The 11,450-nt window shown below is 68.3% G+C and carries 11 protein-coding genes and 4 pseudogenes; 8 read left to right on the forward strand and 7 right to left on the reverse strand.

From position 1 onward, the window contains the following. The coding region (locus ACNJ7E_RS39805; protein WP_418341188.1) for an IS30 family transposase at window positions 1-830 on the reverse strand (830 nt) is incomplete at its 3' end. A gap of 341 nt (window positions 831-1,171) precedes the next feature. On the opposite strand from ACNJ7E_RS39805, the gene ACNJ7E_RS39810 reads away from it, so the two are divergent. Beyond that, a complete protein-coding gene (locus ACNJ7E_RS39810) occupies window positions 1,172-1,348 on the forward strand; it encodes a hypothetical protein (protein WP_418342431.1) in 177 nt (58 codons plus the stop codon). Window positions 1,349-1,595: 247 nt separating this feature from the next. Continuing rightward, window positions 1,596-2,099 (forward strand): hypothetical protein, encoded by a 504-nt coding sequence (locus tag ACNJ7E_RS39815; RefSeq protein ID WP_418342432.1) that lies wholly within the window; start codon window positions 1,596-1,598, stop codon window positions 2,097-2,099. Between the two features lie 5 nt (window positions 2,100-2,104). On the opposite strand, the gene ACNJ7E_RS39820 is transcribed toward ACNJ7E_RS39815, so the two are convergent. Next, the gene (locus tag ACNJ7E_RS39820; RefSeq protein ID WP_418342433.1) at window positions 2,105-2,830 is read right to left on the reverse strand and encodes a hypothetical protein; all 726 of its coding nucleotides are present in this window, start codon (window positions 2,828-2,830) and stop codon (window positions 2,105-2,107) included. 236 nt (window positions 2,831-3,066) lie between these two features. Here ACNJ7E_RS39820 and ACNJ7E_RS39825 point away from each other — a divergent pair. From ACNJ7E_RS39825 to ACNJ7E_RS39835, 3 genes and pseudogenes are all read left to right on the forward strand, one after another. Beyond that, window positions 3,067-4,497 (forward strand): annotated as a pseudogene (locus ACNJ7E_RS39825) (ABC transporter ATP-binding protein); the annotation flags it as partial. A gap of 174 nt (window positions 4,498-4,671) precedes the next feature. Continuing rightward, window positions 4,672-5,600, forward strand: a pseudogene (locus ACNJ7E_RS39830) (L,D-transpeptidase); the annotation flags it as partial. Between the two features lie 224 nt (window positions 5,601-5,824). Further along, window positions 5,825-6,358 carry an STAS domain-containing protein gene (locus ACNJ7E_RS39835; RefSeq protein ID WP_418342434.1) on the forward strand — a complete coding sequence of 178 codons (534 nt, stop codon included), beginning with the start codon at window positions 5,825-5,827 and terminating at the stop codon, window positions 6,356-6,358. Between the two features lie 146 nt (window positions 6,359-6,504). Here ACNJ7E_RS39835 and ACNJ7E_RS39840 read toward each other — a convergent pair whose 3' ends face one another. The 5 genes from ACNJ7E_RS39840 to ACNJ7E_RS39860 all read right to left on the reverse strand — a co-directional run bounded on the left by ACNJ7E_RS39840 (window position 6,505) and on the right by ACNJ7E_RS39860 (window position 10,130). After that, complete coding sequence (locus ACNJ7E_RS39840) at window positions 6,505-7,095, reverse strand: Rv1733c family protein (protein WP_016881796.1); 591 nt, start codon at window positions 7,093-7,095, stop codon at window positions 6,505-6,507. Between the two features lie 106 nt (window positions 7,096-7,201). After that, the gene (locus tag ACNJ7E_RS39845; RefSeq protein ID WP_418342435.1) at window positions 7,202-7,981 is read right to left on the reverse strand and encodes an ANTAR domain-containing protein; all 780 of its coding nucleotides are present in this window, start codon (window positions 7,979-7,981) and stop codon (window positions 7,202-7,204) included. Window positions 7,982-8,039: 58 nt separating this feature from the next. After that, window positions 8,040-8,354, reverse strand: coding sequence for a hypothetical protein (locus ACNJ7E_RS39850; RefSeq protein WP_016881798.1), 315 nt, complete (start codon window positions 8,352-8,354; stop codon window positions 8,040-8,042). A gap of 831 nt (window positions 8,355-9,185) precedes the next feature. Further along, window positions 9,186-9,419: a hypothetical protein gene (locus ACNJ7E_RS39855; RefSeq protein ID WP_237724020.1), complete on the reverse strand. Its 234-nt coding sequence runs from the start codon at window positions 9,417-9,419 to the stop codon at window positions 9,186-9,188. 249 nt (window positions 9,420-9,668) lie between these two features. Continuing rightward, the gene (locus ACNJ7E_RS39860) at window positions 9,669-10,130 is read right to left on the reverse strand and encodes a hypothetical protein (RefSeq protein ID WP_418342436.1); all 462 of its coding nucleotides are present in this window, start codon (window positions 10,128-10,130) and stop codon (window positions 9,669-9,671) included. A 211-nt stretch (window positions 10,131-10,341) separates the two neighbouring features. On the opposite strand from ACNJ7E_RS39860, the gene ACNJ7E_RS39865 reads away from it, so the two are divergent. The 3 genes and pseudogenes from ACNJ7E_RS39865 to ACNJ7E_RS39875 all read left to right on the forward strand — a co-directional run. Continuing rightward, window positions 10,342-10,506 carry a hypothetical protein gene (locus ACNJ7E_RS39865; RefSeq protein WP_016881800.1) on the forward strand — a complete coding sequence of 55 codons (165 nt, stop codon included), beginning with the start codon at window positions 10,342-10,344 and terminating at the stop codon, window positions 10,504-10,506. A 220-nt stretch (window positions 10,507-10,726) separates the two neighbouring features. Then, a pseudogene (locus tag ACNJ7E_RS39870) lies at window positions 10,727-10,999 on the forward strand (ferritin-like domain-containing protein); the annotation flags it as partial. A gap of 56 nt (window positions 11,000-11,055) precedes the next feature. Beyond that, window positions 11,056-11,450 (forward strand): annotated as a pseudogene (locus ACNJ7E_RS39875) (transposase); the annotation flags it as partial.

Here is an 11,450-nt window from a genome sequence, read left to right on the forward strand (position 1 = left end):
GGCGCGGTCTGCTCGGGCTTGTATCCGTCGGGCAGATGAACGAGCATGACGGTGCCGGTCGAACGTTCGACGAGTGTGCCGATCGCGCTCAGATTCCGTTTGCCGACAATGAGATCACCCTCCCAATGTCCCGGTACTGCACGGTCTTTCACGTCTTTGGGGCGGTCCGCAATGTTGGCCATGTCGGGGATCCGATTCTTGCGCTGGCCGGCCTTCCGACTGGGTCGGCGCAGCCCACGTCCGGTCCGCAACGATCGAGTGAGGGTGTGTTCGAGTCCGCCGCGGGAGGGTTGGTAGAGCGATTGGTAGATGGTCTCGGTGCTCACCCGCATCTGTGGATCGTCGGGGAAATCGAGTCGGAGGCGGCCCGCGATCTGCTCGGGTGAGTGGCGCTCGGTCAGGGATTTCTCGACCGTCTCGCGCAGCGACGGATTGATGGCGAGCTTGGACGGCTTGGGCCGCGAGGCCCGATGGTAGGCGGCTGCGTGAGCCGATCTGGCTCGGTACCGCCCGGACGGCTCACGATTGCGGGCGATCTCGCGTGAGATCGTCGACGGACTCCGGTTCAAGGCTTTCGCGATCTCACGAAGCGTGTGACCTGCGGCGATGCCGATGGCGATCTCTTCCCGCTCCGCGAACGTCAAACACCGGCCCTTGAGGTTGCGGCCACGCCGGGGACGCACCCCACCACAGGCCGCGAGCCACCGAGCACCCTGTTTGCGATACGAGCCGGCCGCCTCGGCCGCGCCCGTGATGAACTCACCCGCCGCCATCCCCGACCAGAACGTCTGAAAGATCTCCGGAACCATCCGATGAGAATATTTCGCCATGTGCAACACCCTTTGATCAGTGGTGTTGCGATCACCGCACGAACCCAAGGATCGCTGATCGGCAATCCGGTACTGCGTTTCGTTCCGAACTGCTGGCTCGAGTTCTCCGGGTCATTCGAGGCTGGGGCAGAGAGTGAAAGCACTACCGTTATGTCGTGGCGTGGTTGCTATCTCTTGCCCTCGGAGTCGTGGCATTGGTCGCGCGTGTGGTCTTGCCGAGGCGTGCACGACTTGAGCGGGCCCCTGGGTTTCCTTGGTTCTGGGTGGCATTCCCCGTTACGTGCCTCGCGGTCGCCGCCGCGGTGGGTGCGTTCACTGCCTGGCCCCATGCAGTGAGCGGCATGAGGAGTTTCTGGTGGGATCTGTCCACCCCGGACAACACACGCGGAATGCAATTCCTGTCGAGTGAGCAGTACCACCGGGCGGTCACCATGGCGAGGGCGAGGCAGGTGCTCCCGGTGGTAGCCGTGGCGGGCATCGTCGGGTGCGTCTGGACGTGGCGTCGAGGACGCGTGTGAGGCAAACCGTCTCTGGCCCGGCGCTGCGATCCATTCCGTGTCTCAGTCCCGACAATCCGGCTCCGATGGAGGAACGCCTATTGGCACCGGATAACGATCCGTCAAAGGGACCATCTGCCGCGTTTCGCGGCTGTGATGGCGGCGGTGAGGCTAACGTCCTGACCATGCCTATTCGGGTCGGTGTCGCGTCTCTGGGGTGGTTTTCAGGGGTGCGCCGCCGTCGATCTGCGTCCACATCAGGAGAGCCATGTCGTGGCACATAGGGATGCTTCCCCCTGAAACATCTGACCTCGGCGCCATCGCGCACGGGCCTGCCATTCTGGCGCGCAGCCCGGGTCTGCAGGTGGGGCTCCGCACGATCATCGCCTACAAGGGTGGGCTGGAGATCGCCGTGGTGGTTGTCGCCACGGGCGCGCATGCGGACGTCGCCGAACGCCAGTACAGGGCGCCGGCCGAGATCGACCCGGTTACCGGGCGCCCGAACCCTCAACCGGTCCTGGGGGTGGCCTTCCGGTTCAGCGCCGCCGACGACTCGACCGAGCAACCCTTTCCCCGCCGCAGCACCGCCGGAAAGTCGAAGCCCGGCGTGTTCCGGCGCGAGTTCTTGTACACCACGAGCGAACTTCCTCGCTCGACCCTCCTGCGGTACCTCGTCGCATGGCCGCAGGTGGGGTTGTCCGCCACCACAGTCGAACTCACGCTCCCTGACCCGGATGATCTGCGTCGCCACATCATCCCCATGCCGAACTAAGCGGGTCATCTGGTGTCGTCGGGCTCCGTCAGGACGAGCGTGCCCGGAGGTGACTGCAACTGCAGGTCGAGCAGTTCGGCGACCACCCGGTAGCGCCCAGCCGCTAGCGCCTCGATGTCCGATCCCAGGTTGACTTGCAGGGACATGCGGCCGCCCGGGGCGAGGTCGGGCAGTAGAGGCGCGTGGGCGAAAAGCATCAGGCCGGTGCCCAGCCGTTCGCCGTCCGGTCCGAGCACCCACCCGCGGACGGTCATGTGATCGCCGACGTCGTTCGTCCAAACGTGGTCGGCGGTATTGAGCAGATCGATCGGCACTTCGGGCAGTGTGCCAACCGTGGCGGTTTGCTCGGCTGGCCACCGCAGTTCCAGGCCCGCCCGCCGGGCCGCGCAGGGCCGCCGCAGCGGGACCGGGCCGGGATCGGTGCTGACGGTCCAGGCTTCTCCGATCCAGTGCAGGAACACCAGTACCCACCCATTTCGCTGGTGTGGGTGCGGCGCGGCGAAGACGTCTCGCGGGTTGTCGATGAACTTCCAGCTGGGGAAGATCGGCCGCCAACCCTGACGAGGGAGATCGAGCAGGTCATCAGGAGAGCGAAAGGTGAGCTGGCGGCCACCGATCAGGTCCCACAGCGACGAACCGGGCCCCTCGAGTGCCGCCGGATCGACATCGAGAGAGCCGAGCCGAACCAGCCTCGGGTCTGACCGGTTCTCCTCGGAATCCGACCTCGTCATCTTCGAATTCTCTCGCACTTACGAACCACTTGTCCCGCAAGACGCCCACCGGGCGAACCCGCGCTACCGATGACGGATGGACAACCGGTCAGATCCCCACACGGTCGCTGCACCCGAGGCGATCGGTCAACCAGAGATTCGGGTCCGGGCCAAATATGATGGCGGAACTTGTTTCTGGGTTGGGGGGATGGATGGATCCGCAGGGAGGAAACGCAGGCACCACCGAACGGGGAGGTATGCGGGCGTTGTGGCCGTATGTGCGTGAGCATCGCCGGTTGCTCGGGGCGGCAGCGGTGTTCTCCGTTGCCGCAGCCGGACTGAGTCTGGTGCAACCGGTGCTGGTGGGTCGGATCATCACCGCCGTCGGAGACGGTGCCCCGCTCAGCGACCTGGTGTGGGCGCTGGTCGGGCTCCTCGCCGCCGGCGCCGTCCTCGGCACGATCCAGTACTACCTGCTGCAACGGACCGCGGAGAGCGTGGTGCTCACCGCCCGCACCGAGCTGATCAGGCACCTGCTGCGGCTGCCGATGAGCGAGTACCGCAGCCGCCACGTCGGGGACCTGGTCTCCCGAGTCGCCTCGGACACCACCCTGCTGCGTGCCGCGCTCACCGACGGTGTGGTCGAACCCCTCGGCGGGATCCTCGTCCTGGTCGGCGCGCTGACCGCGATGATGCTGCTCGACCCGGTCCTGGCCGGGGCCACCGTCCTCGTCGTCGCGATCGTGGTCGCAGCGTCACTTCACATCACCCGGCGGCTGAGAGCGTTGACGTTCGAAACCCAGTCCCGGCTCGGGGACCTGACGGGCGATCTGAACCAGACCCTGTCGGCGATCAGCGTCATCCGCGCCAACGGGGCCACCGACCGCGTACAGGCGCGGCTCGGCGACCGGGTCCGATCAGCGTTCGACGCCGGCATCCGCGCGGCTCGGTCCGGCGCCGCGATCCAACCGCTCCGGCAGACCACCGGACACGCCTCGCTGCTCGTCGTCCTCGGCGTCGGCGGCTACCGGGTGGCCACCGGGCATCTGACCGTCGCCGAACTGGTCACGTTCATCCTGTTCATGCTGTTGTTCATGGGCCCGGTCAACACCGCCTTCACCGCGGTGCAGTCCCTAGCCGCCGCCCTCGGCGCCCTGCAACGCATCACCGACATCCAGCAGATTCCCGCCGAGGACGCCGCCGACATCATCACCCACCCGATACTCCCGGCCTCGTCGGCGGCGCCGATGGTCCAATTCCGCGACGCCCGGTTCGGGTACCGCCCGAACCATCCTGTCCTCGACTCGGTGAGCTTCACCGTCGCACGCGGCTCCCGGACCGCGATCGTCGGACTCTCCGGCGCCGGCAAATCCACCCTCCTCGCCCTCATCGAACGGTTCTACGACCTCGACGGCGGCCGCATCGAACTGGCCGGGGTGGACATCACCGCCCTGCCGCGGACCGTGCTGCGCTCGCAGCTGGGGTACGTGGAACAGAACGCGCCCGCGATCTCGGGCACCGTCCGGGACAACCTCACCCTCGCCGCCCCACAGGTGACGGACGAGCAGTGCTGGGCGGCCCTGGACACCGTCAACCTGCGCGACCGGATCGACACCGAGGCCGACGGCTTGAACGCGCAGATCGGTGAACACGGCGTCCGCCTGTCCGGTGGCGAGCGGCAACGGTTGGCGATCGCCCGCACACTGCTTGCCCGGCCACCGCTGCTGCTGTTGGACGAGCCGACCTCCAGCCTGGACAGCCGCAACGAGGAAATCTTCCAGACCGCGCTCGAGGCCACCGGAACCGATCAGACCGTCGTCATCGTCGCGCACCGGCTCGCGACGGTGAAGAACGCCGACCAGATACCCCTCGGCTACGGCCGCACCTACACCGTCGCGGTCACCGCCGTCGGTGACCAGGGCGTCCGGAGCGAGAAGACCAGCACGTTCTCGACGGTCACCCCCGGCAACCAAACCATGCCGTCCTTCGTCACCACCGGCGGCAACCTGCTCGCCGACGGCGGCACCTTCGGCGTCGGCATCGTCATCGTCACCCACTTCGACGAACCGATCACCGACCGCGCCGCCGCCGAGAAAGCCCTGCACGTGCAGACCACACCCCCGGTCGCCGGCTCCTGGTACTGGGCCGACGACCAGAACGTGCACTGGCGGCCCCAGAACTACTGGACACCCGGCACCCAGGTCACCGTTCGTGCCGACGTCTACGGCCTCGCGCTCGGCGAAGGCCTGTTCGGCCAGGAGGATGCGCAGACCTCGTTCACCATCGGCGACACCCACATCTCCGTCGCCGACGACACCACCAAACAGGTCACCGTCACCGACAACGGCCAAGTGGTCCGCACGATGCCGACGTCGATGGGCCGAGGCGGCACCGAAGTCGTAGGCGGTCAAACCCTCTCGTTCTGGACCCAACCCGGCATCTACACCGTCATCGACAAGGCCAACCCGGTCATCATGGATTCCTCAACCTACGGGTTGCCGGTGAACTCCCGCCTCGGATACAAGGAAACGATCAACTACGCCACCCGCATCAGCAACGACGGCATCTACCTCCACGAACTCGCCGACACCATCTGGGCCCAGGGCAACACCAACGTCTCACACGGCTGCCTGAACCTCAGCCCCGACAACGCCCGCTGGTTTTACGACTTCTCCGTCCCCGGCGACGTCGTCGAGGTCCGGGGCACCGGCGGCGCACCGCTCGAGCTGTGGCAGAACGGCGACTGGTCGCTGCCGGGGCCCAGTGGCAGGCCGGCAGCGACCTGGACTGACGAGGAGACCGGGGCGGTCGTGTCCGTCGCAGGAGCAGCTCGTGCGATCAGGCTGCGGTTGGGGGTTTCGTGACCGCCCCGATCCGGTTACCGTCAAGGGCGCAGGTTCAGACACCAGCCCGGCAGTCCACCCACCATCGCGGACGGGTGCCCGCCCACCTCGGCGGGGGGAGCTCTCCCCACCAGGTTCCGCTCCCGCCCGCTCACCCGGGGGAGCACCTTCCATGGTCTATCTTCGTTCCGTCATCGACAGCCCGCAGCATCTGCGGCTTGCCCTGTCGCAGACCGCGTTCTTCGACCAGGCCGATCCCGACGAAGGCGGTTTCGCCCTCGAGGTCGACGAACCCGTCGGCGGCCCGATCGTGCTCCGGGTGAGCGGCGACCTCGACGCGGTCACCGCACCGATTCTGGCCGCCTGCCTCGACGAGGTCGTGTTGCGCGGGCGCTGCGCCGTCGTCGACCTGCTGCCCGCCGGGTTCGTCGGCTGCGCCGCACTGGCCGTCCTCGCCGACGCCGGCACCCGGCTCCGTGAGCAACGCAGCCGGCTGACCGTCGCCGCATTCGGACCCCTGCGGCACATCCTCGACGACGCCGGGCTCGATGCGGTGCAGTGCTTCGGCACCCTCACCGACGCGTTCACCGCCGCCCACACCGGGTCTGCGTCCGGGGTGGAGTTGGTGCGGCCGAGGCCGGGCCGTCCGGCCGCACCGCGCCGCCGACCGTTCGGCGCGCGCCGGCCCACCCCATCCGTCGGATGACCGCATCTGGTGGGAGAGATGAGTTCGGCCACGACACGGTGGGGCGTAGCGTCGGGAGGTGGGGTCGGTGTGCATTCTCCGATCCGGTCCGGATACGGCTTTGTGAGCCCCTGGGGGCTGTATCCGGACACCGGGGAAGCGGCAGCTCAGCGGGGTGGTTCCGCGAACTTCTTTAACGCTTGATCCCACACGCGCAGCCGGGACCGGACCAGCATCCGGTGCACCCCGCAGATCATCAGCCCGCCGGCGCCGGCGAGGGCCGCCCACAACCCGCAGGCCGCCGCGATCGCCAGCACCGCATTCTCGGTGCCACCGCGCGGGTCGAGGAGTTCCCCGTCCGGTCCCACCGGCACGGTGACGGTGTCTCCGGCCCGCGCCTGCGGTGGCGCCGGAACCTGTCCGGTGTGCTCACGCCCGTCCACCGTCCACCGCGCCCAGGACGAGGCGCCGGTGTCGATGATCCGCACCGCCGGTTCGGCCTGCGGATCGATACCGGCGTCGACGAGCAGGACCGCGGGGACCGGCCGCGCCTGCGCCGCCAGCGCCCGGCTCTGCTGCTGCAGCGAGGTGAAGGTTTCTGTCCCCACCGCCGCGCACACCGGCACCAGCAACAACACCACCGTGACCACCAGTGTCACCACCACCGCCTCGACCCGATCGGTGCCCCGCATCAACGGGTTACGGCTGCACGGCTGCAACCGCCACCACCGCACCGGATCCGGTGCCCGCCCCGCCATGATGCTGCCCTTTCGAATAACTCTCTGCGCCTTCGGCGTTCGGTCCGAACCACCCAATCCTGCGATCGCCCTCACCCGGTGGCCTCGACGCAGTCGTTGCCGGATCTCACAGCGGCGATGGGTGTTCGGGGTTGGCGAACTCGGCCATCAGGTGGCGGGCGACGGCATGGACCTTGGTGTTGGTGCGTTGGGAGATCTCGGACAGCCGGGTGAAGGCCTCGTCGGCGCCGATCCGGTGCATTGCCATCATCACCCCCTTGGCCTGGTCGATGTCCGCCCGGGAGGTCAGCGCCTCGGTGAGGTGCTCGACCTGCCTCTGCGCGCGTCGCCACCGGCGGGCGTTGCTGATCGCGGCCGAGGCGGCGGTGGTCAGCAGCTGCATCAGTTTCTCGTCGAATGGGTCGAACGCCGCCGCGGTGCGGGCGTAGACGTTGAACGAGCCCGCCAGCTCTCCCGGATCCTCGCCGGGGGTGTCGACGATCAACGGCACCGACAGATACGCCCGGATTCCGGCGGCCCGAGCGGCGGCGGTGAATTCCGGCCACCGGTCGGCGTGTTCGCCGACGACCGCCCGCACCGGGTGCCGTGAGGTCGCGGCCTGCAGGCACGGTCCGCGGCCGGCGGCGTACTGGTCCCCGTCGATGGCGGCGAGGGTGTCGTCGGTCAGGGCCACGGTGCGCGGGCCGGCGTCGTCGAGATGGGTGACGCTGACCGCGTCCGCGTCGGGCACCGCGGTGGCCGCCGTTTGGGCCAGCCGCCCGAGCACCTCCTCGAGCGGCTCCTGCGCGGCGGTCTCGTCCCGCAGCACCGCCAGTGCCTGTGTGACGGTGTCGAGGGCGTGCGCCGCCTCGGACCGCGACAGCGGCGCGGTCCTGATCTCGCTCATCTCGCACCCCTTTCCGCGGCCCGGCCGGTGCCGTCCGGCGGGGCCGGCGTGGTTACAGCTATTCCTCCACCACCTCGTACCCCACCGCCCCGCCGGCGGGTTCGTCTCGATCCTCGTCGTCGAAGGCGACGGTGGTGGCCTGCTCGAGCCGGTCGGCTTCGGGCACATCCCATTCCGTCTCGAGACCCCCGGCACGCCACGGGTCCTCGGCAGAGCTGACCGGTTGGGTCTGCTCGAATCGGTCGGCCTCCGGCGCATCCCAGGTGGCGTCTGCCTCCCAGTCGGCGGGGCCGGCCGCACCGAGGGCGGGATCGGCGGACAGGTCTTGTTCGAGGCGATCGGCCTCGGGCACGGTGTGCAACGGATCGTTCATGGCGCTCACCCTTTCCGCTCGAAACCGGGACATTGCGCTCCCGGATATCCAACGAAATTCTGGACATATTCTACGACGACCAGAGGAGTAAATCTATTGCTTCTGTGCAAGATCACGAAGGGGTGGTGACACCGCCGTGCTCCGCCGTCACCGGTCACCCTGTCCGGCGGTGGAGCCATCGACTCATTCGCGGACACGGGCCCGCGTACTCGTCGGCCCAGCGGGTACCCGCACTCCGGCAAGGGCGACAACCGCTCGTCCGTCCCCCTTTTCCCGGAGGTGAGTACGGTGCTCAATTTGTACTATCCGCTGGTCATCGTCCTGTCCGTCATCTCGGCGCTGTGGCAGGGAAACCTCGGACACTGGTGAGCCTCGATCATCGACCGATCTTCCTGCCCGTGCGGCCCAGCCGCACACGGCACCGGATGTTCTCCCCGAATGCAGTGGCTGTTCTCCCCGGGACAACGATGATTGGCGTCACCATGACCTGCCGCCCCTTCCAGTGGTACCGGTGATCGTCGCGAGTGTTCGGCACGGGCGCAGGAACATTCGGAACGTGCGGGGTAATCGCGGTGTTCCAGTTGGGTCCGGTCACGAGGATCGCGCTACCGCGACCGCGGTGAGCAGCCGCAGGGATGGTGTCGTGGGCCGGCCACCGCCAGTGCGGGTGCGGAGCCCGTTCGGTGGGACCGAGCCGCGACACAGATTCACGTAGCTGATGTTCTCGGGGACTCGGGGTGGGGGCCGGTAGGTGAAGGCGAACCGCCGAATCAGCGGGGACTGGTGTGGCGGCGGTGCCGCCGAACCAGGACGCGGCGGGGAGTGAGTGCCTCAGGAGGTTTCGTCTCCGCTGCCGGTCGTCCCGCCGCGGGTCGCCGCGGCCTGCAAACGTTGCCGCGCGAGGCCTTCGAGTCCGCGCGGAGTCGGATCGGCCGGGAAGTGGGAGTCGGCGCTGCTCGCTTCGCGGCAGCACTGCCGCACGATCTGCGTGACCATCGGCAGCGGTACCCGGCCGTCGAACTCGCCGCACAACCGCTCGACGACGTCGGCGTAGGAATCGGGCACCGCAATCACCACCTCGAGAAACCCCAGTCACCACGTACCCCGGACCGGTGTCCGGCAAAACCGGCGTCCGCGACAAGGGTGCGCGACGCAGCGACGGCCCGCGTGCACAACCAGTTTCACCAGCAGGTGAGAGGGCGACTCCCGTGCGATCAAAGGAGCACTGTGGAACGGTGTGGAGTCGACAGATCCAAATTTTTCGGCGACGGTCGCCGTCTCGGCCCCACAGTGCGCATCCGTTGTGTTCGGTGATTACCTCGTCTCGGTGGTCAGCCGGATTCGGTGGAGAATGGGCTGACCCCGAGGTCGAGGACGTCGACGGAGACGGGCAGTCCGATCTGGTGCCAGCTGGTGGTCAGGGTGAGGGCCCCGGTGCGCGGGCAGCCGGGGATCCAGTAGCAGGGTGCGGTACTGGTCCGGCGGTCCGGGGGACGAGGTACACGACGCCGGTTCGTACGGGTCGGCGTCCCCGGCCTGATCGTCCATCCTCACCCGCACCCGCAGATACGACCAGTGCGCGGACCGGTCGTGAGGGTCGGTCAGCGGGCGGGTCTCGTGGCGGGCGAGTTCGGCGGGGATGCCGGTGGCCACCAGGACCAGGCACAGTGCCACCCCGGCCGGGTAGGCGGTCACTCCGGTCAGCGGCCGCGCACCGCCATACCACCGGAGGCAGGTGGGGCGATCCCGGGCCATCGGTTCCGCGCCATATCCCATGGTCGCACCGGGTTCGCCGCCCCGGCCACCTCCACCCGGATCCGCACGCCCCTCCCGTGCTCGCCGCCCGCCCGGTGTGGAAGACCATCGCCCGCGCCGGTGTTGTACCGGAGGGACAACGATCGACGAAGTCGGCGGATCCGGCCTGGTGGCGCCGACCCAGCAGCCGGCATAACCTGCCACCGCCGACCGACGGTGAGGCGGAGAACCCGTGAACAGGCACGTGCGATACGCCGTCGCAAGGTTCCTCGGGGTGGATCTGGCCACCGCGACCGACGAGCAGGTCCGTCGAGTCGACTTCTACACCACCCTGGTGGAGGCGCACACCGTCCGAATGTTGCTGCGGTTCGAGGACTTTCGTCCATCTTGGGGATGATCGGTTCCGGTCATCCGGGGCCGGCTGCACGTCCCGGATGGTGAGTGGCAGTTTCCCGGCCACGCAGTGTCCGCACGTGTCCGGCGCATTACACGCGCGCTTCCTCCTGCTGCGGGTTACACCCGCGCCGGGTGGGGTAGTCCTGCCAGCGGTGCCAGTGCGGGCACCGCGTACCGAAGATCCCGATCCGAACCATTCTTCGTGAAGGAGTGATGCCCTGATGGCTTCGACCCCGAATACCGCCGCCACCCTGCTGGCGCAGCTGCGCGCGATCCACGAGCTGACCAACACCGAGATCCAGATCGCCGAGACCCGTATCGCCCAGGCCCGCACCGACGCGGTGCGCCGCGAGCTGACCGAGAACGCCGACAACGCCCGCGCCCGGGCGGTGGCGATCGAGGCAGCGATCCGCAACCTCGGCGGGCTCCCCGACGTGGTCGGTCCGCTGGTCGGGCGGGCGGCCGCGGCGGTGAAGGCGGTGACTGAGGTTGCCCCCTTGGAGTGGACACCCCTGACAATGGTTCTAGGAGAGCCAGGAGGGATGTCGAGGTGGGACGCCAGTCTCTGTACACGGAGGAATTCCGGAAAGACGCGGTCGCATTGTACCGCGCGGCCGACGGTAAACGCACGTACGCGGATGTGGCCGCGGATGTGGGCGTCAGTGGCGAGACGCTACGGACGTGGGTCCGCAAGGACACCGCCCGTAACGCGCGGTCGCAGGACTGCAGTACCGGCGCCGACGGGACCGAGGCGGACGAGCTCGCGCGCCTGCGGGCGGAGAACGCCCGGCTACGGGGTGCGGAAAAGGAATGGCAGCTCGAACGCGAGATCCTGCGCCGGGCAGCCGCGTATTTCGCAAAGGAGGTGAAGTGAAGACCCGCCGCTGGGACTTCATCTCCGACCATCGCGCCGAGTTCGGCGTGCAGCGGCTGTGCCGGGTGCTC

Origin of the sequence: Rhodococcus mengyinensis (assembly GCF_048381435.1) — a bacterium.
In the GTDB taxonomy this organism is placed as follows: Bacteria; Actinomycetota; Actinomycetes; order Mycobacteriales; family Mycobacteriaceae; genus Rhodococcus_F; species Rhodococcus_F opacus_D.